Raw genomic sequence first — 25,361 nt, forward strand, 5'->3', positions numbered from 1 at the left:
TGTTATTTACTGGCGGTAATTATTTCACTTTCCAGTGAACCTCTTCGCCCGCAAAGAACGGTACAATCGGGTTACCATTTGGCAAAATAATCTCGCTGGGTACTGTCCAGGTCTCTTTCACTAGGGTCACGGTTGAGGTGTTACGTGGTAATCCATAAAAATCTGGGCCATGGGTACTGGCAAAACCTTCTAGCTTATCGAGCGCGCCTAGGTCATCAAAGACTTGTGCGTATAGCTCTAGTGCACTCCAGGCACTGTAACAACCTGCACAGCCACAGGCAGATTCTTTGCGATGTTTTTCGTGCGGCGCCGAATCGGTACCCAAGAAAAACTTCGATGAACCGGTTGCCACGGCTTCGCGAAGTGCTTGCTGGTGGATGTTACGTTTTAGCACAGGCAGGCAGAAGTTATGCGGGCGCACGCCGCCAACTAATAAATCATTACGGTTAAGCAATAAGTGCTGCGGGGTAATGGTGGCCGCCACATTGTCTGAGGCGCTTGCCACAAACTCAGCTGCATCTTTAGTGGTAATGTGCTCAAACACCACTTTAAGCTGCGGGAAGGCCGCAACGATGCGAGTGAGGTTGCGCTCAATGAAAATGGCTTCGCGATCAAAAATATCGATGTGCGATTCAGTCACTTCACCGTGCACCAATAGCAACATGCCTTCTTCAGCCATCACTTCAAAAATTGGGAACAGCGCATCTAAGGCTTTAACCGCGGCATCAGAGTTAGTGGTCGCGCCAGCAGGATACAGCTTGGCGGCAACAACGCCCGCGGCTTTGGCATCAATAATATCTTGCTTAGTGGTGTCGTTGGTTAAGAAGATTGTCATCAAAGGTTCAAAAGTTGAGCCTTGTGGACGCGCCGCTAAAATACGCTCACGGTACTGATTGACCATTGCCGCATTGGTCACTGGCGGCAGGAGGTTAGGCATAACGATTGCGCGTTGAAACAGGCGGGCAGTGGCCGGCACTGTTTCTTGTAACATATCGCCATCGCGAAAATGTAGGTGCCAATCGTCAGGGGTAAGTAGGGTGATCTGCGTCATTAGAGTTCCTAAGCGGTTATTAGCGGGCCAAATTATGGCGCATATTGTGCCTGAAAACCGATAATCAGCATAGATCAACTTGCATAGTAATGGTTGATATTCATCGTTCGTGGCTGTTGCTGGTAGGAGTAGCACCACGGTTTGTCTTTCACGTTGCAAATTATGTTACGCTATTGCTAAGCAATAAAAATACGTGTTCTCTGTAACTTAACAGCAAAACTTGCCGGTTTTACCTGCAGTGACAAACGTTGAATGATTAATGGGTAGCAATATGAATAAGCCTCGCGGATTTACCTTAATTGAGTTAGTGGTAGTGATAGTAATTCTCGGTATTTTGGCCGTTGTTGCTGCACCTAAGTTTATTAATCTATCGAGTGATGCCAAGGTGAGCGTGATTGACGGCGTAGCTGCTGCTATGAAATTTGCCGCCGATGAAACCTATCTTAAGGCCAAAATCAATAATGCTGCGGATCAAGAGCGCAGCTCAGACAGTAACCCACCTTATGTGGAGATCCCAGCCGGTATTTTTGAGCTTAAATATGGCTACCCTGAAGCGTGGGCAGAAGATGGCTTAGATATTTTAGATATGCTCGATATCAGCGAAGGTATTGACGTGTGTTACGGCGATCCGTGTTCAGACTCATCTAACTCATCGCGCTTGCAAGTGGGCTATAACTTAAGCCCAGGTACCGACATCCCCGACGATGCCGATGCTTGTTATGTGCGTTACAACGAGCCCGGCGGTTCACAAAACCCATCAGATACTGAATACTCCATCGATATTCGAACCGACGGTTGCTAATCTGCGTGGTATCAAGCTCAGCGTTGCCAACCGTATTGGCTGACCTGTTTGAGCTTAGCTCTATTTGGCCTATTCCTATTTGAGATAGCCCTGTAAGTCGTCATCGCGGCAATGTAACAACTCACGTAACTTGTTACATTGTCCTGTGCTGATAGCCTGCACCACGGGCTAACCTTAAAGCGTAATCCTATGTTACGAATTTAAGGAGTGCGGCCAATCATGTCAGTCATTAAGCTTTGCTTATCTCAGCTAACACTAGCGCTAGTTTTGCTCCTCAGTCCAAGTCATGCCGCCATCAATAAATGCGTCAATGCGGCAGGACAAATCAGTTATCAGGACCGACCGTGCCCCGATTCCAGTCAAGCTGAATCAATCGAAGTGACCTTGCAAAATGCGCCTGCAGCATTGAAGTTACACCGCATTAGCGCAGCAGGCAGCGATTATCTTATTGGGCTGCCCAGTCATTGGCAGGTGACTCGTCAAGTGAGCGGTGGTGCATCCACTTTTAAGGCGCAAGCTGGCACTGGTCGGCAAGCGACCCGATTACTCATGACCTTTATTCAGCGTCAGCAAACATCAGATGCCATGGCGTTATTAGCGCAAATAGAACAGCAAACGGATCTGCAGTATTTGCAGCCAAGCCAAAGCGTAAAATTGGGCAGTGATGATTTTCAACCTGTGATGCTGGCTGGAAATGGGCGTTTGAGCCACTATGTGGATAACAAGCTAGTAGGGATGGGGGGAACTCGCCAGCAACAATTTGCATATGTTACCGGCGGTGCGATTGTCAGTGGGGATCTGCTAATCAATATTACCATTTTGAGTCATGATATCGGTTCGAGCGCCTATGCAAAGGCGCTAGCTGCAGTGCATCTTGTCACCACCGACAGCAGCTAATTTTGCCAAGTTATTTGCCGTGCTAGTGCGGTGAGCAAAAATCAACAAAATGTTTGTCGGCTGCCTTACCTAGCTTATACATCACCAACAAACCTAAGCTCATTGCAACAAACATGGTGGCTAACATTGGCCAAAAGACAGTACCTGAAACTGCAACCACTACAGTACTCATTACTAAAATAACTAACCATAAAGTTGATAATTTCATTGTGCTATCTCCTGCTGTTTTGTGAATGCGGGGCTAGAATAACAAGCACTAGCTGAATGATTGTTGAACACCTTTTGCTAAACTTTTATCACGTGATTGCGACGACTTCCGTTACAATAGCCAGGTCCAATTACCGACAATTGAGTCACTCAGTGGTAGAGCAAAAGCCGTGTTAAAACAAAAACAGTACCAACGCCAAGGGCCAGACTACCGGTTCGGCGAACAAGTGTCGTTTGTGGATGTGAAGCATACCTTTAACTTAAACCAAATCCGCATTGGCAGTTGGGTGGAAGAGCAAGAGAAACACAAAGCCGCCAATCTCATTTTTGATGCGCTTGCCGATTTAGCTTACATGCTCAAACTGCCACCCAAAGCGATTGGCTTACGGCAAACACTTAACCTAGCATTTGGTACTGGTGGACAGCAGGGGGTGCAGGCGCACTATATGCCTGCCCATCGTGAGTTGGCATTAGCTAAAAATGCTGGCGCGGGGGCATTGGCCCATGAATTTTGGCATGCGTTTGATCATTATATTGCTGCAAAGGCTTTTAGGGTTAAACCCGGCGCGATCTCCTTTGCCAGTAATGCCTGGCTAGCCGATGTGCCATTGATAGACCATCAGCTCAACCAGCGTTTATCTAGGCTGTTTGCGGTGACCTTATTAACCGACGATGGTAACGATGGCCACGACTATGTAGCGCGGGCGGTGGCGCTCGATAAGCAATATGCGCGGCAATATTTCTCTAAACCCACTGAGTTGATGGCACGTGCCTTTGAAGCGTGTATTGAATCTTGCAGCGATATCCGTAACCCCTACTTGGTCAACGAAACCCTTAAATCTGATCTAGCGGCAGCGGGCGGTTACCCAGACGCGCAGCATCGGCAGCAAATTTTTGCGGCACTATTGGCTTATTTTGAACCCTTAGGGGATGCCCTTGGGCGCGAGGGTTAACCGCGCCAATCAATTAGCGCGGCAGTGCTAGCCTTGTGGTGTCGGGCGGGGCAGAGGCTTAATCAACCCAGCCTAATACATTACGGATCACTGACCAACGAGGTTGCTCTTTGCTGGCACCTTTACCTAGCATCCAGTACTCATAAAAGCGGTCCTGATGGCCATCAACTTTACGTAGCTTCTGCCAGTTATTGACGTAGTTAAGTAGCGACTGATTACTCTGCGCAACGGCGTAAGCCACCGGATAACGATTCTTGTTGGTGGGAATGGCAATCCCATAGCCGGGGAAGAACAGGGTCCACGCTGAGCCCGCCTGTGCACTGATAATTAGCGCGTCATACTTGTGCTTTTTCTGGCGGAAAAAGTCTTTGTAACCATCAATTTTGACAAACTCAATGTGCGGGTACTTCTGCTTGGCATCGCTGACAATATCGCTATGCTCCACATAGGCCACCTTAATGTCTTGTAATGCCTGAATCGACTCGGCGTTTTTAAACTGACTCACCATATGATCGCGGGTGGCAATGGCTAAGGTAAGCTCCAATACTGGGTCGGCATAACTCAGCTTATCCATTTGCTCAATATCCATCGCTAGACCTGACATGGCAATGTCAAAAAAGCCTGCTTCTAATGAGGCGGCTAACTGCGATTTTCTAAACGGGATAAACTCAATCTCTACCCCTAAATCTTCGGCAAGTTTAGTGGCCATGGCGCTGTCAAAGCCCACCAGTTGCGCGCCGTTGTTGTAGTAGCTAAATGGCACATTGCTGGGGATATAGCCTACTCGTAATACGCCGCGCTCGCGTATTTGCCTAACATTAGCAATTGGCTCTTGGGGCGTTTCACCCACCACTGGGAACTGGCGCTTCACTTTGGTAGGCACCTTGTCTGCTACCTGCATGTTAGCAATCACACCGCTGGTGACCTCAGGGCTGTGAATAAACATGCCCATGCCGACTCGGCAAACCAGCAAGGTTGCCACAACACTAATGGCAATACCCACTGTCATCTTAACGATTTGTGGTGGCTTAATGCGCAAACAACCTTCAAATAAACACACCGTAAGCAGTGTCAGTACAAACAGGTTCATTACTGCGGCAATCGAATTAAACTTGCCGGTAATAAAGCCAGACATCACAAACAGCTGGAACAGATCTGAGGGTAAGTGCACTAAATCCAACATGAATGGAATAGCCACATACACACTGCCAAACAGCGATAATAAGCCACTTATCGACAGCGATGGAATTGCGCTCATTTCAACCGGCGTACCGTTAAACCAGCCAGCAAATAGCACAAATAAAATCACCGTTAGCTTGCCGATATTGGGGAAGGTGAAGGCTATGGGGATTAGAATTTCAATCAGCGTTTCGCCGTTATCACTCAGCTTGTCATGCTCGCGCATGATCTGCTTACACTCTTCAATAATCACCGGAATAACAATAAAGATATTACCGGTGGCAAACGCTGTCACTAAGGTCGAGCGGGTAATGCTCACAGCTTGCTTGTAGGTGATTGGCGTGAGCGATGCCACAATCCAAGGCAACACCCAGAACGTCAGCAGTAAACACAACACAAAATAGGTAATGAGGTAGACCTGCATGCTGGCAAACTCTTCTACCCCCATGGTGCCAGCCGCTGCGGCTGACATGGCAAAAATACCAATAGGTAAAATCTTCACTAGCCCTTGGGTGATGCGAGAAAATATTTCTGAGGTGGTATGCATAAACGACAAAATTTGCAGTTTAGGCTCACCTTCCATGCCGATTAATGCCAGCCCCATGGCAATACTAAACACCACGATGGCGGGGACATAACCTGCGGCCATTGATTCGAACGGATTAGAGGGGATATACAGTTTAAAGTAGTTAATTGCTTCAACGGCTTCAATGCTGCTGGTACTAAAAAACGAAGCGGATTCAACAAACGGAAACGACAGCGGTACTAAAGCAATTAACACCAATGCCAATAACCACAGCAGCGCCATAATTAAACCAGCACGGCTAAATATCATAATCGCGGTAGATTTTTGTAACTTACCAATACCGCCAACCAGTGACACCACAATATAGGGTAGAACGGTCATCTGCATCAGCAAAATGACACTGGTCCCTATGGTGCTAAGCCAGCCCACCATCTCACCAAAAAAAATCCCCACCGCAAAACCGACAAACATGGCGACAATCATCAAGCTCGAGCTTGGCATTTTTAGAATTCTTTTTATCACTTCATTACTTCCATATTGAAGTCACGCGTTCACTGCACGTGGTTAGACATCATGGCAAGCGTCCAAATCAGCAGAGCGCCACTTTGCTACTGATTGTAGCGTAAATCAGCTAAAAATTTGATAGTAAAATGTTATCGGTGCGAAGATTTTTTAACGCTAGCTCAATGACATTGACGAGGTGTTAACCCTCCAAGCGCGCCACGGCTAAATCAATAAAGGCGCGCACTTTGGGCGACAGATGTTTACGGCTAGGGTAGACGGCGTACACTTCTACCTGCGCCGTGGGCAGGTTGTCAAACAGCACGACCAGTTCATCATTTTTAAGCACTTCATCGAGGTAAAAGCCCGGTAAGCGGCAAATGCCGTGGTGGTTGCGCACTAGGCTCAGTTCAAAGTCGCCGCTGTCACACAAAATGCGACCGCGCACATCAACGCTAAAAGGCTCGCCCTTGGCATCGAGATACTGCCATCGGTTAGGCATTTTCAAGTTGCTATAGCTAATACAGTCGTGGTGAGCGAGCTCCATAGGGTGATGGGGCAGGCCACGTTTTTCTATATAGGTTTTTGATGCCACGGTAAGTGCGTCGCACTGATAGATCTTGCGGCCAATCAGGCTCGACTCTTCCAGCTGCGCCGAGGCTCTTATGGCTAAATCGTAGCCATCGCCAATCACATCAATGCGTTTATCATTTAAATCCATTTCTAGAGAGACGTTGGGATATAAATGCAGGTATTCGGAAATAATCGGTTGTAAGTGGCTACGGCCAAAGCCCACCGGCGAGCTGATCTTTAACCGCCCCTTAGGGGTGGCATTATGGGGGGTGAGAAGTTGCTCGGCTTGTTCGGCGTCGCTCACTAAGGCGAGGCAGCGATCATAGTAGGCTTGGCCTTCTGCGGTGAGGCCAATTGAGCGGGTCGTGCGGTTAAGTAAGCGCACTCCAAGGCGGGCTTCAAGTTTACTCACCGACTTACTGACAAACGAGGTCGAATGGCCGAGGGCCTGCGCTGCGGCACTAAAACCACCTTGGTTGACCACTTCGGTAAATATCACTACCCCTTCAAATAGATTATTGTTAGTCATATGGAAACAGTGATTGTCTTTTGAGGTGATTAATTACAGTTAACTATTAATATACACTGATTTGCATTGAAAGACATTACAGCGCCAGTTACTGGCTCGCATCACTAAATTTGAGGGAATGATTATGAAACTATTAGCCTTTGCCGCCAGCAACAGCAGCCAATCAATCAACAAGCAACTTGCCACCTATGCCGCTTCGCTCGTCGCAGCAGGTCAAGAGGGCGTGGAAGTTGAAGTGCTTGATATCAACGATTACGAAATGCCGATTTTTAGCCAAGACCGTGAAGCCGAGCTAGGCCAGCCAGAACAAGCCCAACGCTTCTTTGCCAAAATTACCGAAGCTGACGCCATTATTATCTCGTTTGCTGAGCATAACGGCTCGTACACCGCAGCTTATAAAAACCTGTTTGATTGGACCTCACGTATCGACATGAAGGTGTTTCAAAATACGCCTATGGTCATGTTAGCCACATCACCAGGCCCAGGTGGTGCCAATACTGTACTGACCGCGGCAACCACAAGCGCACCGTATTTTGGCGCCGATGTGAAAGCGAGTCTTTCTATTCCTAGCTTTTTTGATAATTTCGACATGCAAAGCCAGCAGTTAAGCAATCCTGAGTTACTGGATAAACTGCAATCAGCAGTGGCAACGATTGCTTAAGGGAACATTGCTGCGCGGCTAATAGTTATGGCGGCTGAATGCATGATGAAGTCGCGGTACGCTGGATTAAGCTGCGCCGCTTTGCACAATGGCGCAGCTAGCTAGGCACTGGCTTATAAAATCACAGCAGTTTATAAGCGCGCCGAGCTAAGTGCATCTAAACTGAGCTGTTCACCCTTGGGGCTATATACGCTAATGCGGTTGCGACCGTCATCTTTAGACTGATACATGGCGCTGTCGGCATCGGTAGTGAGCTGCTCTAAACTGTAGCCCGACAACTGGGTATCGGTGACCCCTAAACTGGCGCTAATGGTAAAGTCGTGCCCTGAAGGTGCGGTATCAATTTGATTAATCGCCACACGGCAACTCTCCGCTAGCTTTAAGGCAGTATGCAGATCGCAGCTTGGTAAAATCATGCAAAACTCTTCGCCGCCTAAGCGGGCAAAAATATCGTTTTTGCGTCCTTGAGCTTGGCACACTTTAGCCACCTGTTTTAGCACCCAGTCGCCACAGCCGTGGCCATAGTTATCGTTAATTTGTTTAAACTTATCTAAGTCAAACAAGATACAGCTAAGCTGGATATTGGCACTGCCACAGTATTTAAGCGCATCTTCAGCTAAGTGGGTAAAGTGGCCACGATTGTACACTTTGGTAAGCGCATCGTATTCGGCCAACTGTTTTAGGCGTTGCTGGGTTTTCCACGACTTATAGGCCCAAAACCCCAGTAAGGTAATAATTGATATCAGCAGTGAGATAAACAAGCGGTTGTTTTCTGCTTCAGTGGTGGCCAGTTTTTGCTCCACCCGCAAGAGGTTGTTTTGCTTGTCTAACAGATCAATTTGGTTGCGCTGCTCGGTGGCTTGGTGTTGGGCCAGCTGAAACGCCAAATGCTTGGTTTTAACATCATCTAAATAAGCTTTATCGGCAGCGGCGTACTTTTTATGGTAATCCAGCGCCAATTGATGCTCACCACGGGATTCGGCGATTTGGAATAGGATGTAATAGGCCTCCAGTGTCGATTCATTGTTACCTAAAGAAATAGACTTTTCTAATGCCCTTGCAGCAAAGGATTCAGCCTTAACTATTTCATCGTTTAGATAATAAGCTTGAGATAAAAGAGAGTAATATCTTGATGATACAGGAGGGTAGTTGATTTTATTTACAGCATCTAAATGAGAATGAAGTACATTAGATGCTTGGGTTACCTTCTCTTCACTTATTAAGTTAGTAGCAGTGTAACCAGCGATGATTGCAACGATCAAATGTTCACCGCTTTGTTGACAAATTTTCGTTGCCGACTCTATTTCGCTACTGCGTTCGTTGAGTTTACCTAATTTCAGTTTAGCCTCAATAGCTAACTGTTTTGCTAAGCAGGCATTACGGCCTTCATGTACGAGCTCGTCTAGTTGATTAGCGTAATATAAACCTAATTCATATTGACCCAGTTGATTATAAAATAGCGCAGCGATTAGAATCCCTAATTGTTTAAATTCAGCTTCTTTAATATTGGGTAAAAGGTCTAAATTAGTAGAAAGGTGCTCTAATCCAGTAGCCCAGTCTTTTGATATTGCATAAGTGTTTACTAGAGATAGGTTGGCGCGAAATTTAAGAATCTCATTTTTAGAGTTTAGTGTAAGGTCTTTATAAATTAATACCGCTTTAGAAAACTCGCCTGAGAAGGATAACTGATATGCAATTAAATATTTAAGATAGTCTTTTTCATCCAAAGACATATCAAGCTTTCTTTCTTTAAGTTCATCAACTAAGAGAGTAAAGTCTTCCGGGTTACTGCTTCTAGACTTATCAGCCAAAACTAGCTTCTCGCTTATTGAAAGCCCAACACCTGAAGCAAAGCACAGGTTGGGAACTGTGAAATAGATGAAGCTGATTACAAAGAACCCAACTTTAACAAAAAAGTGCATAATGATAGTATTAATTATGAACGTCAGTTTTTTCTGAAGGACTTTCGTCTTTTTCTTTTTTCTCTTCTTTTTCATCCTCCGCAGGTAAAAAAGCACAAACAACATCCGGTACCACATCCAGCTCGCGTTTAAGGCTGATATCATCACGATTCAGTAGCGAGGTTTTTAAGTTGTCAGACAGATCTGATTGCTCAATTGCTTGCTCGAAGCTAGTTTGGTTTTGCAGCGCGGCGTTTTGACCCATTTGTTCAAGTAGTTCAATGACCGATGACATAGTATTTCCTTATTGGCTGTTGGATATTAATAAAAGGGGTTAACTGTTGTTTGGTTTTTTTAGTGCTATAGCTTCGTTTCTTAACGACTGGCTATAGCACCTTTTGCAGCTTAAGCGGCTTTTTCGATCACTGGATTGTTATCCTGGCTGCTATTATCGCTCTCACCTGTATCATCCTCATCTTCGTGGGCGACAAAAACGCAATAAACATCAGGGCAGACATCTAACTGGTTTTTAACCGCTAAGCTATCACCTTGTATCAAGGCTTGTTTAAGCTCATTGCTGATATCTGCTGAGGTAATTGCTGCGTGGCGTTGTGCTGTATCAATTTGCAAGCTGGCATCCTGCCCGAGTTGTTCTAATAGCTGCGTAATGGTTGACATTGTTTTGTTGGTTGACATAATTTTGTTCCCTCAAGGTTATGTGTAATGATTGCGTGGCAGCGTAACTGCCACTGTGTTGTTATTTTTTTATCGTTATTAAGCTATTTTTCTGACCACTGCGACGCTGGTTTCTGACTACTGCAACGCTGGTTTTTGGCCATGATTTTGGCTGCCATTTGGCAAAAACATTCATGGCTATTTTACCAAGGCCAGTGTGGCTGCCGTTGGCGCAGCTGATGCTGGTTCAGCCTGTGTTAATTGCTGCTCTATTTGCGCCAGCCTGTCTAATACCGCTTGGTTGGGGCGCATTTTTTCACTAGGCGGAATCACTAACGTGGTATGCATATGGATATCGGCATCAGCCAGTTCGCTAATACTGAGCCGCTGTTTGCGCACGCTGTCGATGGGCAGCACCGCGGCTTCATATAATATGACTTGATGATCGAGTGGGTATTTATCGGCCAGTAACTCTATTAAGACTTGGCGATGAGCCCTACCCGTGGCAAATTTAGTCAGGCTTTTGTCACCTGCTAGGCCAATTTGCCACAGCACTACATAGCATGAAGGGTCATATTGGCGCTGATAAAACATAAACTGGCTGGCTTCAAATTGCTGACAGCCGACTCGGCCAGGATCAATACCCAAATCGGCAATTAAGCAATCTTCGGCGCTAATGCCGGGCACCATCACCGCGGGGTAGCCTTCATTTTGGGCCATTTCAATGGATTTGTGCGGCGCGTGGGCAAATACGCCCGGGTGGCCATAAAATGCGCCAACCACTTTTTTGCCTGCACGCACTTCGCTTAGCATGGCCTCGACCATTTCGCGGTAGGTGATATGGCGTGATTTGCCCTCGGCATAATACACCTGCAATGAGCGCACATCGCAGTGCATCTCTTGCAGCCACAGCTCAACCACACTATCGGATACGCCGGAGAACACCACGTCGGCTTGCTCAATGTAACTGCGCGCCAGTGGGCAGATGTGCGCCCCTAGCGTCATACCTATCCCTACGCAGGCTAAACTTCCAGACATGTTAAAACCTTAGGCAATCAATTTATTAGAATAATTTAGCAACAAAACCAAGCTGATATACATGGCAAGATACCAGTTAATGCCAAAATTTGAAACGCTATCGTGATACTAATGTTGTATAAATGTGTCTTTGTATTGAGCTTGCAGCATATAACAACTTGCTTGTCCTGTATTGGGCTGTAAATTCTGCATATCTATTTGGTAATTTAGTCTTTGGGCGATTTTTAAAATGGCCGTATTGGAAGGCTGAAAATAGGAGTACATTTTTTGCAGCTTAAGCGTATGAAGCCCGTATTCGGTTAATGCGCCAATTGACTCAAAAGCAATATGCTTACCATAGCTCTTGGGGGTTAACATGATCCCAAACTCAGCTTGGGTACTATCGTGTTTATTGATAGCAATATTTTGCATCCCCAGTGCTTCACCAGTGTGCTTATCTGAAATTAGCCAGACATAATGGCGCTGTGGCGTCGCGTTTAATAGCTTTAAAGCGATGGCAAAAGATTTTTCCGTTTTTTCATAGGCTAGTGTTTTGCCAATTTTTTCCATGACAATGGGGTCAGTATATAACGAGCAATACAGTGCCTTATCGCGTTCATCCAGCAGGCGCATATGCAGGCGTTGAGTCGTAAATTGATGCATGATGATGTCTCGGTTAGTTGGCCACGGTGCGCGGCTGTGGCGCGGCACTGCTAGCATTAACTTGCTGTTTGGCAAAGCGAATGACGCCATTTTGGTGGGCGCTGCGGTCAAACACCACGTAATAGCGGCTCATTAGTGGTAGCCCCAAAATGGATTGATTGGGCCAATTGGGAAATTGCGACAGTATTTTAAAGCAAGCTTTGCCTGCCGCTGGGGTATTGAGTTGCCAATAATCTTGCGGGGCAACCTCAATATCGACCGCTTGTGGTGTGTCATTTTGGCCAAAGCCAACAAAACGAAAGGTCAGCGTTGGCCAGTCATTTAAGTTAAGCTCATCCATGTCGATTCCCACAAACTGTTGAGATACCGCTTTAAATGGCGCAATTTGCTGGCCAAATTGGGGGTTGATGGCATTAAGCTGCTCAACCATGGCATCAAACAGATAGCGAGTGAGCACAATGGCCGATGCACCTGTGTCGATAATGGCATTGCTGCGGCCTCGCGCTGCGGGGCTAAAACTCACCCCATGGGTGTGGCTGTGAGAGTGGTTGTCTGATTTGCTGTCAGCGTGGCAGTGAGAGTGGCTGTGGCTTTCTGTATCGCCTGCGGCTTGCTGTTCTGCATCTGCTTGCGCTTGTTCTAGCTCTTGTTCTAGTTCGTTGGTGAGCTGCGAGTCTATCTCTTCATTGTCAGCAACCTGCAGGGCGATTAGGTTGACGTTATAGTATTTATCTTCCACCACCGAAATAGTGGCAAAATCGCCTTGGTACAATTCAGTATGTTCTTCGCCTCCGCCCAAAATTAGCCAACCTTGGTTAAGTGGATCTTGGCCTAACTGTTCGTAGTGATTGAGCTGCCGAGTACCATCGGCACTGGTGGTGCTAGCAAGTTGTTGATTGACATGAATACTGGAACGGCGACAGTAAAAGGCAAACTTGTTAGCGGTTAAACCGTGCTGGGTGAGCTCGGTAAAATAGGGCACCACATCTTGGCTAGGTTGCTGATTTAAAAACTGCTTAAATTTACGTAAATCGTGGCTAGTAAACGGCTCTGTAGCATCTTTTGGTGTGCTGTCCGCTTGGGCTTTACCCTGATTGTCTGCGTCTGTTTGAGTGGCGCCGCCGGGCACGCAATCACACTGACCGTCAGCGCTGTTTTCAGTATCGGCATCGGGGTTGAGTATGGGGGTGAAGTCTTTTGGGTCTAAAGCAATTTCATCATCGAAGGGCCAAGGGTGGGTTAACGCTGGGTTGATATCATAGTGCTCAAAATAGGGCTTGAGGTTATAGCTTTTGTTAAGCGCATGATAGGCCAGCCCCAAAATGCCATCGGCTTCGGCAAAGGTGGTTTCTTGGGCATTGCAATACACCACGGCAACTGGGCAGCTGCTCAGAACCACCGGCTGATGGGCATGCTCGTGATAGTCGTCAGTAAGATCATAGTCGATGGCATTTTCACAAATCCCCACACGAGTATGCACCACAGGTCCATCCCAGCCGCCCATGCCGTATAGCACTTCTTGGGCAAAACTGGTGGGATTGAGGGCCTTGTCCTGTTGCTCGTTATAGTCGCTGCCACTAATTACCAAAGTGCTGCTGCCAGTATCTAGGATAAGGTTCACCGTATCTTGATTGGCGCCAATTGTTAACTGGGCGCTATAACCACCGCGGGCGTAAACATTGGTGAGCGGGATTTTTAACGTGCGTGGCTTTACGGCCGCAGGTTTGGCAGGTGATGGCATGTTGGCTTTCCTTGCGATTGGTATAATAACCTGCTTAACAGCTGCAAATTTAAGCAGTTAGCTTTATTCAACACTATGTTTTATTGCGTATTTTTACCTAGTTTTACTGCCGCCTTCAACTGCTTTTAACCCTTTTGTTACAATTTATGACTTGGAAAGCGACCAGAGCTGCTTGTATGTTATTAGCGCTAATCAATGGCTAAACAACTGAACTTGCAAGTTACGATGCTATGGTTAGCCCATTGAAATAACAATAATAAACGATAACAACAAGGTGGAAGATACGTGGCGAAAAGCCGCTAACCTACCCCTGAGGGAAAGACATGAAGCAGCAAATCCAGCCATCAAAAACCAACAATCGCCAGTCGCTGGCGGCCATGAGCGCGGCGTTAATGCTGAGCGCCGCAGCCAGCACTGCCGCCATTGCCGCGCCTGTTACCGTGATTCACGCCGGAGAGCTACTGGCAGTGCCCGGTAAGTCCAGCGCTAAAAAGCAAACTGTGGTGATTAATAACGGCGTGATTGAACAGGTTAAATCCGGTTATGTCGATGCCGCTAGTTTTGGTGATGATGTGACCTATATCGATCTGAAAAACCGCTTTGTTATGCCCGGTCTAATGGATATGCATGTGCATTTACAAGGCGAGCTAGGGCCGAAAAACGACAGCGAGAAACTGCGTATGTCTGATGCCGATGTGGCCATGCAAAGTGTACATTTTGCCAATAAAACCTTAATGGCCGGCTTTACTACCGTGCGTGATTTAGGTGCCAAACCTGAGCAAATTTATGCGCTGCGCGATGGGGTTAATAAAGGCTGGATTGCAGGGCCACGTATCATTGCCTCAGGCGGGGTTTCTGTTACTGGTGGTCACGGTGATGTGGATGGCATGAGCCCAGATTTGCTGGAAAAGTACACCCAAAAAACCATTTGTGACGGCCCTTATGATTGCCGTAGCGCCACCCGCCGTGCGATTAAGTTTGGTGCCGATGTGATTAAAGTGACCTCAACTGGCGGGGTGTTGTCAGACACCAATACCGGTACTGGGCAGCAGATGGCCGATGATGAGCTAACCGAAATTGTGGCGACCGCCCATGGCTTAGGGCGTAAAGTGGCGAGTCATGCCCACGCCACCGCCGGTATTAATGCCGCACTGCGCGCCGGTGTTGATAGCATTGAGCACGGCAGCTATGCCGATAAAGAGAGTATTAAGCTGTTTAAGAAAAACGGCGCTTATTTAGTACCAACCTTGCTTGCAGGGGATACCGTGGTGCAAATGGCGCACCACTCCGACTTTATGTCAGAGGCGATTAAAGCCAAAGCTAAGCGCGTTGGCGCTGACATGACCGCTAACTTTAAAGCCGTGTATAAAGCCGGGGTTAAAATTGCCTATGGCACCGATAGCGGCGTATCGCAGCACGGTAACAATGCCCAAGAAGCGGTATTAATGCATCAAGCGGGCATGAGCAACAGCGATATTTTAGTCTCTGCCACCATTAACGCCGCAGATCTTGGCGGTAAGTCAGCCAAACTAGGTACCCTAGAAGCAGGTAAATACGCCGACATTATTGCCACCGAGATAAGCCCGCTTGATGACATCAAAGCCTTACTTGATGTCGACTTTGTTATGAAAGGCGGCGTGGTTTATAAACAAAAATAGCTTGGTGATAAATCAAAGTTGGTTGGTGACACACCAATAATCGAGTGGTTTTATCTTCTTTGAGTAAAGGGTTGGCATTAATTGCTAACCCTTTTTTGTATCTGATTTGCAATTGTTACCCAATGGGGCAAGGTTGGCGAACGGCACAGTGTGCCTAACAGCAGTGAGCGTTGTCCCGGCGGGGTATGTATTTAAAGTTAGGCTATTGCCATACACTGGAAGTGTAGTGATGCCTGCGGCAGGCGAATGTACAAGCACTTCTGTGACACGCTGTGGATACATCCCTATACGCTTGGCCATGACATCCCTGTCATGGACAGTCACAGCCGCGCTTGTACTGGATATAATTTCTCTTCGAATTTACTCATTTCGCCTTACGGGCGGGGGATGTGTTTAAAGCAAGGCTATCGACATATCCGAAAGTGCAGTGATGCCTGCGGCAGGCGAATGTACAAGCACTTCTGTGACACGCTGTGGATATATCCCTATACGCTTGGCCATGACATCCCTGTCATGGACAGTCCGCCATCTAGCTAGCATTGTGACGCCTTCCCGGCGAGGAATGTGTAGATACTTGCTCGGCACGCTGTGAACCCATCCTTGGGCGCTCTGCGACAGCATCCATGCTGTCAAAGGCCTCGACCACATCTACACTGGATTTCATATCCCTTCGAATTTACCGTTGCTTTTGGCATGCAGGTTCGATAAGTATTTAACCTATTTAAATTCAGGTAATGCTAGACGCTACAAGGATTTTCCCGTCGCGAAATTTCGCTGTTTGAAATGTTCGCCGGGCGTTATGGTGGTTGCAAGGAGGATGAGGACGAGCAGTCCTCCTTGCCCGGTGCAGGATGGAATCCTGCGATCTATTGCCAAACGTAGTTTGGCGGATGTTACCGCTCAACGTTGGATGAGCGTCCAACTATCCCCGCGAGTATGCAAATAGCAATCTGGGTATACCCACCCCCTAATTTCATACTAAACCGGCCAATTTAAATGCAACTTTTGATGCATAGGGTTTTAAACGGGTGATTGGTACCATTTGCACCACACAAGGATAGGCTCCATCGGATAAACATCAATAGAGAAGGGTTTTCTATGTCGGCCACTCAATCATTTTGCTTTAGCAACCAACCATACAGTGAATACCCCGTTGATATGAGTCATCCTGAGGTAATCAAAATGATTGTATTGAATGAGGTGAAATGAAAAGACCCAGCTTGATTTTAGCAAGGAACGCATTTAAGAATATCTACGATGACATTGGGAAGTCAGTGTCTTCCGTTGGCACTAAAATCGGTGGTAATGTTGATTACAATATTAACATGCTAACTATAGAGCAAGGTCGATTTGAAAATGCCTGTGCGATTAGAATGAGTTATGTGCTAAATACAATAGGCGTTAAAGTTCCCTATCTAAAAGGAAAGACTATATCTGGAGGGAGAGGGAACTGGTATCTATATAGAGTTAGCGATTTGATAGATTTCTTATACGACACATTTGGTGAACCAGATACCGTCGTACCTTCTCCTTCAGCATCTAAGTTAGAAAATTTTCGTGGAATTTTGGTCGTTGAGGTTCAAGGTTGGGGGGATGCATCAGGCCATGCAACAATTTGGAATGGAATAAATTGCTCTGATGAGTGTTACTTTCCGCTATCGCACAAGGCATATTTATGGGCATTAAAAAGTTAACTATTCTTTCGTGTATGTGCTATTTGACGTCTGTAATGACTCATGCTCATGAGTTAGATTTGATGACAGAAAAAAAGCTCTTTAAAAATTATGCTTTAGCTATATGCATTGCTTCTGAATATAAGGAGTTAAGTATTTCTAAAGATGCAGGTCGCGCACTAACTGGATATAGAGAGTTTGGAAAGCTAGACCTTGGCGTGTACCGCGATGCTTATGCTTTATTAGAAGACTGGAAAAGCAAACCTTACTTATCTCAATCTGGCGATCCTATAAAGCTTGCCCGCTGTATTGATTTCCATAATTCACCTGAAATTGAGAATCTTTTTTTAGAAAACAATCCTTGTTTAGATGATACGAATTGGCGAGATAAGAGTCAGTTTAAAGTTCGTTGTCCTTTAGAGTCATCAAATTAGGCTAAGGTATGTCGGCTAAAAAGTTGGTATATCCCACTAATTTCATACTAAACCGGCCAATTTAAATGCAACTTTTGATGCATAGGGTTTTAAACCGGTGATTGGTACCATTTGCACCACACAAGGATAGGCTCTATCGGATAAACATCAATAGAGAAGGATTTTCTATGTCGGCCACTCAATCATTTTGCTTTAGCAAAAGGTTATAACACCATGAATTTTGGAGAAGGAACGACAAATGGTCAAATTTGATGGGCTATGGGACTCTCATGCAACCATTTAGTGATGTCGAGACCCCATCCTTAAAAGACGGCAAACCAGTATTTTCAAATCAATGTGCAATTAGAGTTGGAAATTCCTTAGCTCTATGTGGCTATGTTAGCCCCCTTTGGGTTCGGAGAAACATAGGAAATTAAATGTTAATAAATTTACTCTACCTACCTGTTATAGCAGTTTTATTAATGCAAACTGCGTGTGCAGCTAACTTGGTTGTACCAAAAAGTGATACTCAAAGGATGATTTCTCAAAACTTGGATATGAGCACGAAATCATTTATGGAAGTCTATATGGGGGCGAATCTGGAGCAACGGAGGCTTGCTGAAATGTATTTGGTTGGTGTTATTGATAGCACTGAAGGGCGAATTTGGTGCGGATATGGTGCGGCTTCCCCTAGCGCTATTCAAGAGCAAGCTTATATCGGATTAAAAAATACTCTTAATGCTAAACCAGATGAAAGAGCCTCCAAAGCAATTGTTTCGAGATTGAAAGAATTATTACCTTGTAAGGAAGACAAATGAAACCCACATTTCAATCTCTTAAGTCAAATTATTATTCATCCAATGAGCTTCAATCAAATTATAAAAGTGGTGCAGATTTATACGCTGAGATGGGTATAGAACATGATAAATTAATCAAGCAAAACCCCGCATATGTTAATACTTGTGCAGCTAGGGTAAGTCTAGCATTGCTAAAATCAGGTGTGTCATTTGTAGGCAGACTGCCTGTCAAGAGTGGGAGGTTTGCAGGAAAAAAATAGAAGCGGGGGCTAAGCTCCTGGCAGATAAATTAAAAAAACCGTCATTATTTGGTATGCCCGAAATAAACAAACCTACTGAATTTCTTTCGAATATCAAAGGTAGAAAAGGTGTAGTTCTGTTCTGGAAAATTACTGGGTATGGTGGTGGCCATATCGATCTTATTGACTCCACAACAGCTTCTGCAGTATGCAGTTCAAATTGTTATATAAACTCAAAAGAAATATGGTTTTGGCCATTAAGCTAGGGCTAATAATAGCAATTGAGAGGGGCTAACGATACCACTAGCTTGCTAGGGGCTGAGCATTGTTGGCATCACGCTAAATCTGAAGGACACATACTTAGAGCCGAAGAGTTGGCCTCCGCACTGACAAAAAGCTGGCCAGCATCTTTTACAAAAGGTATAAAAATTCCTGTTAGAGATTTTAAGAAACATATATCCGGGAAAAAAGAAATAATATTTTTTAAAGATTATTGGTTAAGAAATTCTGATCCAACAAATAACCCTACAGGTGATCATATAGACCTTTGGAATGGTTCAAGGTTAACAGATTGGACGTCTTGGATAAGAATTTCAACCGGCCTGACAATTGATGGAGTTTGGTCTGATTTCAGTCAGTCTAAAGAGATTATTTTTTGGAGAGCGTTGAAATGAGTAAAATACTCTTTCCAATTGTTGGCGGGATTATCGGCTTCATCCTAACCGTCGGCATATTTTTTTTGGCTGGGCATTTTTTCGGGCCACTCTATCAAGGCGAAGATGAAGCAGCGAGGAATGTGAAAGTTTTTTTGGGAGTGGCGTTGTGCTTTATTGCGGTTGGTTTTTTTATTGGCCATAGATTAAGTAATAAAAAAACATGAGCTTTTCATTGAGCTTGATGCAGTTTGTTTGAAATGTTCGCCGGGCGTTATGGTGGTTGCAAGGAGGATATTGAAAATTCAAACTGAATAAGACGAGCAGTCCTCCTTGCCCGGTGCAGGATGGAATCCTGCGATCTATTGCCAAACGTAGTTTGGCGGATGTTACCGCTCAACGTTGGATGAGCGTCCAACTATCCCCGCGAGTGTGCAAATAGCAATCTGGGTATACCCATCCCCTAATTTCATACTAAACCGGCCAATTTAAATGCAACTTTTGATGCATAGGGTTTTAAACGGGTGATTGGTACCATTTGCACCACACAAGGACAGGTTCCATCGGATAAACATCAATAGAGAAGGATTTTCTATGTCGGCCACTCAATCATTTTGCTTTAGCAACCAACCCTACAGTGAATACCCTGTAGATATGAATGATGCTGCAGCGGTAAAGCAGTTTCGAAAAGATAATCCACATATTATAGGCCCGCGGATCCCCAAAGGCATGCCGATGGTGGTGCGCAGTGGTAACAGTAATGATATATCAGCGCTTAGGCCAGATTTGACCTGTGCTCTTAATCAAGCCAATAGCTTACCGGCGCAATCACGGCGCAATATTGCCGATATGGTAGAAACCTTTGGTGGTGATGTCATTGTGGCCATGTCAGAGTTTTATGCCGTTGAAGTCCAGCCGGTATTAGAAAAGTACTCGGTTGGCGCTGCGGGGGCGGCGGCAACTGCAATCGATGAGCGTGTTTCTCAATTTGGTAAATCAATTATTAAATATCAAGATGCGTTACTGAAGGTGAGGGAGGGGGCCAAAGCCAAGCTACCCAAACATCAAATGGTGATGTTAGAGCAGATAGCAAAGCGTTGTTATCAGGAGTTTAATGGCCGCTTCCAAACGGAGTTTGGTAAGTTTTTAGGCAGAGTTAAATCAGGTAAGCGAGGCAACGTTTGGACTAATCCAAACCGCGGCATTGCCATTGCAAAAACCTCTCGACATCCAGCTAAGTTGAACCTGACTTCGACAAATTCATTTAACTCTATTCGCCGCTTTGAAGCAGGGGCAAAATTGTTCGGCGGTGGCATGATAGTCCTCGATGCAGGCATTCGAGCAAGAAGTGTACGAGAAGACTTCTATGCCGGTAGAGATTGGCACCGCAGTGCAGTAGTTGAAACAACCGGGTTTGGTTTAGGGACTGCTGCAGGGCTTTGGGTTGGTTCTCAGGTTGTTATGTCAGCGCTTGGTGTCGCATTACTCGCAACTCCTGTTGGTTGGGTGTTAGCGGTTGGAGGGGCGATAGCTATGGGAACATTAGCTTCAGTAGCGCTTGACGAAGTCGGACAGTTCATCGCGGGCAGCGCTTATGATATAAGTTCATCCATTAAGTGGAGGTAGAATGGATAAACCACTAATAGAGATAGTTTTTATTGTTGCCTCTGTGCTTATTATTCTTGCTTGGGGAGTCGGTATATTGGTTTTCGCGCAGGTCACTGTAAAGCACCTTGAGCGAGAAATGGGTAAGGAGGGTATTGAACCGCCTCGTTGGGATCGTGGAGTGGGCATGAGACTTGCCATGTATTCGACGATTATATTGAGGCCTAATTACCCAGACACAAATCCTTTAGTTAATGTTGCAGCCATAAAGCGACATAGTCGAAAAATTGATTGGTTTTTATCTATGTGGCTGCGAGTCTCTTTTGCTTTACTCTGTTTAGTCAGCTTGATTTACTTCATTTTTTTTGATCAATAAAGAAGTCGTTTAGAAAGAGCTTGTTTGAAACGACAGGGCTTGGCGTTTCTGCAGACACAGGTATGGAATTTGTTGACTTAATATTGCTAGCTACGGGCATTTTTACCATTAGTTGGATGGTAAGTGTGCTGGTATTTATACAGGTACCAGGTAAGTACCTCGAGAGAAAAATGAAACAAGATGCCTTGAACCAAGCTAGGTGGGATCGTGACATAGGCACTCGATACAACATGTATGCCATGGTACTTGTTGCCAATATGGCTGCAAAAGCTTCGCCAATTGATGATCAGGCCGTTCTAAAGTACTCAAGAAAAGTCGATAGAGTTCTTGCTTTTTGGACTGTTATTTCCTTTATCGGCGCGATGTTCTTTTGTGTGTTTTTTTATTTTCTATCCAATTAGTTAAATATGAGTTGGCTAGGGCGCTTTAGTTACGGCTATCTGCAAATATGTTTTTCGTGAAATGATTTGTAGCTCAAATAGCTCTTGGTTTCGGGTGAAAAATGTATGGAGCCATCAATTTTTGAAGATTGGTATTTGCTTTTTTCTGGTTTGTTTTTTGTTAGTTGGCTAGTGAGTTTTTTAGCATTTACGATATTTTCTGGTCGTTACTTGGAAAAAATGATGGCTAAGGAGCAGCAATCGATTCCTTCATGGGATAGCGGTGTTGGAATGCGGTATGGCATGTACGCGATGGTATTAGTGTTTAACAAGGCGGCAGTGCGATCACCAATCGATGATGCGGCAGTACTTAAGTATGCCCGTCCAATTGACCGCTTTTTAGCTATTTGGACCATGGATTCGTTTATTTTTTTTCTTGTATTGGCTTTTTTAGATTAGCCTTTAATTGTCATTTAAATCAGTTGTTTAATAATTCATAAATGTTTGTTTGGCGAATATGAGTTTATACTTTGGAATTTTTTTGGCTATTTTGATTCTTTCTTGGGGAGTTGGTGTTTTGGTTTTCGCGCAAGTCACTGTGAAACATCTCGAACGAGAAATGAGTAAAGAGGGGATTGAGCCGCCTCAGTGGGATCGTGGTATAGGCATGAGGCTGGCGATGTATTCGTCGATTATATTGCGGCCAAATTACCCGGATACTAATCCCTTGGTTAATGTCAAAGCCATAAAGCGACATAGTCGAAAAATTGATTGGTTCTTATCCATGTGGCTGCGAGTGTCGTTTGGGCTGCTTTTTCTAGCTAGTTTAATTAATCTTGTTTTTTTTGAACAATAAATAAATCGTTGCGGAAGCCCTTTCTTGAAATGACAGGGCTTGGCATTTCTACAGATACTGAAATGAAATTTGTTGACTTAATATTGCTAGCTACAGGCATTTTTAGCATTAATTGGATGGTAAGTGTGCTGGTATTTATGCAGGTATCAGGTAATTACCTCGAGAGAAAAATGAAACAAGATGCCTTGAACCAAGCTAGGTGGGATCGTGGGATAGGCACTCGATACAACATGTATGCCATGGTGCTTGTTGCCAATACGGCAGCAAAAGTTTCGCCAATTGATGATCTAGCCGTTTTAAAGTACGCAAGAAAAGTCGATAGAATTCTTGCTTTTTGGACTGTTATTTCCTTTATCGGTGCGATGTTCTTTTGTGTGTGTTTTTATTTTCTATCCAATTAGTTAAATATGAGTTGGCTATGGCGCTTTAGTTACGTTCATCTGCAAATATGTTTTTCGTGAAATGAGTTGTAGCTCAAATAGCTCTTGGTTTTAGGTGAAAAATGTATGGAGTCATCAATTTTTGAAGATTGGTATTTGCTTTTTCCTGTATTGCTGCTGATAAGTTGGAGTGTAAGTTTTCTAGCATTCACGATATTTTCTGGTCGTTATTTAGAAAAAATGATGGCTAAGGAGCAGCAATCGATTCCTTCATGGGATAGCGGTGTAGGTATGCGGTATGGCATGTACGCGATGGTATTAGTGTGTAACAAGGCGGCAGCGCGATCACCAATAGATGACGCAGCAGTGCTCAAGTATGCCCGTCCAATCGATCGCTTTTTAGCTATTTGGATGATGAGTTCATTTGTCATTTTAATGCTCATAGCATTGTTCTATTAAGCGTGCTTAGTAAATGCTTCATTTAGGTTTTTGATTGTAGTTAACGGGACTTAGCATATTGATATGACTAGGGCATTTCGAGTTAAGGATAGGGCGATATAGTGGATATGCCGCTAATTGAAATTGTTTTTGTAATTACTTCAGTAATCATATTTCTTGCTTGGGGAGTTGGTGTATTGGTTTTCGCGCAAGTTACTGTGAAACATCTTGAGCGAGAAATGAGTAAAGAAGGTATTGAGCCGCCTCAGTGGGATAGGGGAGTCGGGACACGTCTAGCCATGTATTCGACGATTATATTGCGACCTAATTACCCGGACACTAATCCTTTTGTTAATGTGGCAGCCATAAAGCGACATACTCGTAAAATTGACTGGTTCTTATCTATGTGGCTGCGAGTGTCTTTTGGGCTGCTTTGTTTAGGTTGCCTTATTCATGCAATTTATTTTGACTAAAAATAAGTTGGTAATTTATGGAAATAACTATTCTAGACATCACTTTTCTATCAATTTTTGTACTTCTGATATTTTCATGGTGCATGAGTACCATATTATTTCATCGGCTATCTATCAAACGCATTGAGCGAGAAATGGCCATTGAGGGCATTGAATTACCTGGTTGGGATTCAGGCATTGGTATGCGATTCTCTATGTATGCAATTGTCCTTATTCGCAATAAAGCTGACAATCAAGCTTTTGTTAATGATGAGGCTATTTTGAAGTTTAGTCGGCCTATTGATCGTGTCTTTGCTGGTTGGATGCTGCTGTCCTTGGTATTGCTACTAGTTATTGGTGCAATTCATTTCATACTGTATGGCCAGCATTTATGAGTCGGGTAAGTTAGGATTGCCAGAAGCGGCAAGGGTTTTCCCGTCGCGAGATATCGCCTTTCCGGCGGGGTATTTGTTTAAAGTTAGGCTATTGCCATATCCATATCCATATCCATATCCACAAGTGTCGTGATGCCTGCGGCAGGCGAATGCAGAAGCACTTTTGTGACACGCTTTGAATATATCCCTATACGCTTGGCCATGACATCCCTGTCATGGACAGTCACAACTGCGCTTGTACTGGATATAATTTATCTTCGAATTTGCGGCATGGTGTGGCATTAAGGTTCGATAAGTGTTTTACATATTTAGATTCAACTAAGGCCAGACGCTACAAAGATTTTCCCGTCGCGAGATATCGCCTTTCCGGCGGGGTATGTGTTTATAGTTAGGCTATTGCCATACACTGAAAGTGTCGTGATGCCTGCGGCAGGCGAATGTACAAGCACTTCTGTGACACGCTGTGGATATATCCCTATACGCTTGGCCATGACATCCCTGTCATGGACAGTCACAGCCGCGCTTGTACTGGATATAATTTCTCTTCGAATCTACCGTTTATTGTTCCATGAAGATGTAATAGATAGATAACCTAATTAGATTGAACTACGGCTAGAAGCGACAAGGGTTTTCCCGTCGCGAAATTTCGCTGTTTGAAATGTTCGCCGGGCGTTATGGTGGTTGCAAGGAGGATATTGAAAATTCAAACTGAATAAGACGAGCAGTCCTCCTTGCCCGGTGCAGGATGGAATCCTGCGATCTATTGCCAAACGTAGTTTGGCGGATGTTACCGCTCAACGTTGAATGAGCGTCCAACTATTACCCGCTGGGAAGCGAAACCCTTCGCTAAATCATCAGGTGATGATTACTCACATCCCCTGCTGGGAAGCGAACCAAGCCTTAGTTTGAAGGTTTATACCAATCAGAATAAAGATTTGATCGCTCAGCGAGAGTTTAGCGGCTTTGAGGTAAGGCAAGGAATGAAGAGCATAGTCATTCTACGTTCAAGTTCATTAACGCAGCATCAAAGCCGCTAAAACTCGCCAGTAGGAGTGTTTTTGGCTTACTACTTCGGCGTTGAATTAACTCATAAGGGAATGACCATTATGTCAATAATCCGCCTTGAATTAGCTTGCCAAAAACACTCTGAGTAGATCAATTTCTTATACT

32 protein-coding genes are annotated in these 25,361 nt (G+C 44.9%); 21 read left to right on the top strand and 11 right to left on the bottom strand.

The genetic code is table 11. The features are described from left to right. Window positions 1-19: 19 nt before the first annotated feature. Window positions 20-1,051, bottom strand: a complete 1,032-nt coding sequence (gene pyrC, locus FLM48_RS04730; protein WP_028773231.1) for a dihydroorotase — start codon at window positions 1,049-1,051, stop codon at window positions 20-22. A 271-nt stretch (window positions 1,052-1,322) separates the two neighbouring features. On the opposite strand from pyrC, the gene FLM48_RS22840 reads away from it, so the two are divergent. After that, window positions 1,323-1,853, top strand: a complete 531-nt coding sequence (locus FLM48_RS22840) for a type II secretion system protein (protein ID WP_179023807.1) — start codon at window positions 1,323-1,325, stop codon at window positions 1,851-1,853. Between the two features lie 219 nt (window positions 1,854-2,072). Then, complete coding sequence (locus FLM48_RS04740) at window positions 2,073-2,750, top strand: DUF4124 domain-containing protein (protein ID WP_179023809.1); 678 nt, start codon at window positions 2,073-2,075, stop codon at window positions 2,748-2,750. A gap of 22 nt (window positions 2,751-2,772) precedes the next feature. Here the strand turns inward: FLM48_RS04740 and FLM48_RS04745 are convergent, their stop codons facing one another. Beyond that, window positions 2,773-2,958, bottom strand: a complete 186-nt coding sequence (locus FLM48_RS04745) for a hypothetical protein (protein ID WP_028773232.1) — start codon at window positions 2,956-2,958, stop codon at window positions 2,773-2,775. A gap of 169 nt (window positions 2,959-3,127) precedes the next feature. On the opposite strand from FLM48_RS04745, the gene FLM48_RS04750 reads away from it, so the two are divergent. Beyond that, window positions 3,128-3,910 (top strand): CLCA_X family protein, encoded by a 783-nt coding sequence (locus tag FLM48_RS04750; protein ID WP_179023811.1) that lies wholly within the window; start codon window positions 3,128-3,130, stop codon window positions 3,908-3,910. 58 nt (window positions 3,911-3,968) lie between these two features. Here FLM48_RS04750 and FLM48_RS04755 read toward each other — a convergent pair whose 3' ends face one another. Both FLM48_RS04755 and FLM48_RS04760 read right to left on the bottom strand, forming a co-directional pair. After that, window positions 3,969-6,137: a cation:dicarboxylate symporter family transporter gene (locus tag FLM48_RS04755; protein ID WP_179023813.1), complete on the bottom strand. Its 2,169-nt coding sequence runs from the start codon at window positions 6,135-6,137 to the stop codon at window positions 3,969-3,971. A 181-nt stretch (window positions 6,138-6,318) separates the two neighbouring features. Then, a complete protein-coding gene (locus tag FLM48_RS04760) occupies window positions 6,319-7,218 on the bottom strand; it encodes a LysR family transcriptional regulator (RefSeq protein WP_028773235.1) in 900 nt (299 codons plus the stop codon). A gap of 124 nt (window positions 7,219-7,342) precedes the next feature. On the opposite strand from FLM48_RS04760, the gene FLM48_RS04765 reads away from it, so the two are divergent. Next, complete coding sequence (locus tag FLM48_RS04765; protein ID WP_179023815.1) at window positions 7,343-7,879, top strand: NADPH-dependent FMN reductase; 537 nt, start codon at window positions 7,343-7,345, stop codon at window positions 7,877-7,879. Between the two features lie 131 nt (window positions 7,880-8,010). Here FLM48_RS04765 and FLM48_RS04770 read toward each other — a convergent pair whose 3' ends face one another. The 6 genes from FLM48_RS04770 to FLM48_RS04795 form a co-directional block, all read right to left on the bottom strand. Beyond that, entirely contained in the window at window positions 8,011-9,690 is a 1,680-nt protein-coding gene (locus tag FLM48_RS04770) for a GGDEF domain-containing protein (RefSeq protein ID WP_179023817.1), read from the bottom strand. Window positions 9,691-9,811: 121 nt separating this feature from the next. Beyond that, complete coding sequence (locus FLM48_RS04775; RefSeq protein ID WP_179023819.1) at window positions 9,812-10,075, bottom strand: hypothetical protein; 264 nt, start codon at window positions 10,073-10,075, stop codon at window positions 9,812-9,814. A 110-nt stretch (window positions 10,076-10,185) separates the two neighbouring features. After that, window positions 10,186-10,476, bottom strand: coding sequence for a hypothetical protein (locus tag FLM48_RS04780; protein ID WP_179023821.1), 291 nt, complete (start codon window positions 10,474-10,476; stop codon window positions 10,186-10,188). A 177-nt stretch (window positions 10,477-10,653) separates the two neighbouring features. After that, window positions 10,654-11,493 (bottom strand): SAM-dependent methyltransferase, encoded by an 840-nt coding sequence (locus tag FLM48_RS04785; protein ID WP_179023823.1) that lies wholly within the window; start codon window positions 11,491-11,493, stop codon window positions 10,654-10,656. Window positions 11,494-11,601: 108 nt separating this feature from the next. Further along, a complete protein-coding gene (locus tag FLM48_RS04790; RefSeq protein ID WP_179023825.1) occupies window positions 11,602-12,192 on the bottom strand; it encodes a GNAT family N-acetyltransferase in 591 nt (196 codons plus the stop codon). Continuing rightward, complete coding sequence (locus FLM48_RS04795; protein WP_179023827.1) at window positions 12,149-13,876, bottom strand: pepsin-like aspartyl protease; 1,728 nt, start codon at window positions 13,874-13,876, stop codon at window positions 12,149-12,151. The genes FLM48_RS04790 and FLM48_RS04795 overlap by 44 nt, the downstream gene beginning before the upstream one ends. A 392-nt stretch (window positions 13,877-14,268) precedes the next feature. On the opposite strand from FLM48_RS04795, the gene FLM48_RS04800 reads away from it, so the two are divergent. Then, window positions 14,269-15,534 carry an amidohydrolase family protein gene (locus tag FLM48_RS04800; RefSeq protein ID WP_256871125.1) on the top strand — a complete coding sequence of 422 codons (1,266 nt, stop codon included), beginning with the start codon at window positions 14,269-14,271 and terminating at the stop codon, window positions 15,532-15,534. A gap of 393 nt (window positions 15,535-15,927) precedes the next feature. Here FLM48_RS04800 and FLM48_RS04805 read toward each other — a convergent pair whose 3' ends face one another. Further along, window positions 15,928-16,074 (bottom strand): hypothetical protein, encoded by a 147-nt coding sequence (locus FLM48_RS04805; RefSeq protein WP_179023829.1) that lies wholly within the window; start codon window positions 16,072-16,074, stop codon window positions 15,928-15,930. Between the two features lie 665 nt (window positions 16,075-16,739). Between FLM48_RS04805 and FLM48_RS04810 the strand changes: the two genes are divergently transcribed. From FLM48_RS04810 to FLM48_RS04880, 16 genes are all read left to right on the top strand, one after another. Further along, the gene (locus tag FLM48_RS04810) at window positions 16,740-17,228 is read left to right on the top strand and encodes a type VI secretion system amidase effector protein Tae4 (protein WP_179023831.1); all 489 of its coding nucleotides are present in this window, start codon (window positions 16,740-16,742) and stop codon (window positions 17,226-17,228) included. Continuing rightward, window positions 17,210-17,641, top strand: a complete 432-nt coding sequence (locus tag FLM48_RS04815; protein WP_179023832.1) for a T6SS amidase immunity protein Tai4 family protein — start codon at window positions 17,210-17,212, stop codon at window positions 17,639-17,641. Before FLM48_RS04810 ends, FLM48_RS04815 begins: the two co-directional genes overlap by 19 nt. A gap of 416 nt (window positions 17,642-18,057) precedes the next feature. Beyond that, window positions 18,058-18,438 (top strand): Rap1a/Tai family immunity protein, encoded by a 381-nt coding sequence (locus tag FLM48_RS04820; RefSeq protein WP_179023834.1) that lies wholly within the window; start codon window positions 18,058-18,060, stop codon window positions 18,436-18,438. Further along, window positions 18,435-18,677: a type VI secretion system amidase effector protein Tae4 gene (locus FLM48_RS22615; RefSeq protein ID WP_218645328.1), complete on the top strand. Its 243-nt coding sequence runs from the start codon at window positions 18,435-18,437 to the stop codon at window positions 18,675-18,677. The genes FLM48_RS04820 and FLM48_RS22615 overlap by 4 nt, the downstream gene beginning before the upstream one ends. Next, window positions 18,674-18,922, top strand: a complete 249-nt coding sequence (locus FLM48_RS22880) for a T6SS effector amidase Tae4 family protein (RefSeq protein ID WP_372847470.1) — start codon at window positions 18,674-18,676, stop codon at window positions 18,920-18,922. Before FLM48_RS22615 ends, FLM48_RS22880 begins: the two co-directional genes overlap by 4 nt. 42 nt (window positions 18,923-18,964) lie before the next feature. Further along, complete coding sequence (locus tag FLM48_RS04830; RefSeq protein ID WP_179023836.1) at window positions 18,965-19,330, top strand: T6SS effector amidase Tae4 family protein; 366 nt, start codon at window positions 18,965-18,967, stop codon at window positions 19,328-19,330. Further along, window positions 19,327-19,536, top strand: coding sequence for a hypothetical protein (locus FLM48_RS04835; protein WP_179023838.1), 210 nt, complete (start codon window positions 19,327-19,329; stop codon window positions 19,534-19,536). Before FLM48_RS04830 ends, FLM48_RS04835 begins: the two co-directional genes overlap by 4 nt. Before the next feature lie 367 nt (window positions 19,537-19,903). After that, a complete protein-coding gene (locus FLM48_RS04840; protein WP_179023840.1) occupies window positions 19,904-20,935 on the top strand; it encodes a hypothetical protein in 1,032 nt (343 codons plus the stop codon). 1 nt (window position 20,936) lies between these two features. Beyond that, window positions 20,937-21,290: a hypothetical protein gene (locus FLM48_RS04845; RefSeq protein WP_179023842.1), complete on the top strand. Its 354-nt coding sequence runs from the start codon at window positions 20,937-20,939 to the stop codon at window positions 21,288-21,290. 20 nt (window positions 21,291-21,310) lie between these two features. After that, complete coding sequence (locus tag FLM48_RS04850; RefSeq protein ID WP_179023844.1) at window positions 21,311-21,691, top strand: hypothetical protein; 381 nt, start codon at window positions 21,311-21,313, stop codon at window positions 21,689-21,691. Between the two features lie 105 nt (window positions 21,692-21,796). Beyond that, on the top strand, window positions 21,797-22,129 hold the full coding sequence (locus FLM48_RS04855) for a hypothetical protein (protein WP_179023846.1): 333 nt from the start codon (window positions 21,797-21,799) through the stop codon (window positions 22,127-22,129). A gap of 82 nt (window positions 22,130-22,211) precedes the next feature. After that, on the top strand, window positions 22,212-22,526 hold the full coding sequence (locus tag FLM48_RS04860) for a hypothetical protein (protein WP_179023848.1): 315 nt from the start codon (window positions 22,212-22,214) through the stop codon (window positions 22,524-22,526). Between the two features lie 62 nt (window positions 22,527-22,588). Beyond that, window positions 22,589-22,927, top strand: coding sequence for a hypothetical protein (locus tag FLM48_RS04865; protein ID WP_179023850.1), 339 nt, complete (start codon window positions 22,589-22,591; stop codon window positions 22,925-22,927). A gap of 105 nt (window positions 22,928-23,032) precedes the next feature. Beyond that, window positions 23,033-23,365, top strand: coding sequence for a hypothetical protein (locus FLM48_RS04870; protein ID WP_179023852.1), 333 nt, complete (start codon window positions 23,033-23,035; stop codon window positions 23,363-23,365). A gap of 101 nt (window positions 23,366-23,466) precedes the next feature. Continuing rightward, entirely contained in the window at window positions 23,467-23,817 is a 351-nt protein-coding gene (locus FLM48_RS04875; protein ID WP_179023854.1) for a hypothetical protein, read from the top strand. Window positions 23,818-23,900: 83 nt separating this feature from the next. Beyond that, window positions 23,901-24,191: a hypothetical protein gene (locus tag FLM48_RS04880; RefSeq protein ID WP_179023856.1), complete on the top strand. Its 291-nt coding sequence runs from the start codon at window positions 23,901-23,903 to the stop codon at window positions 24,189-24,191. The last annotated feature ends 1,170 nt before the right edge of the window (window positions 24,192-25,361 follow it).

It is taken from the genome of Shewanella sp. Scap07, from assembly GCF_013394145.1.
Classification (GTDB): Bacteria; Pseudomonadota; Gammaproteobacteria; order Enterobacterales; family Shewanellaceae; genus Shewanella; species Shewanella waksmanii.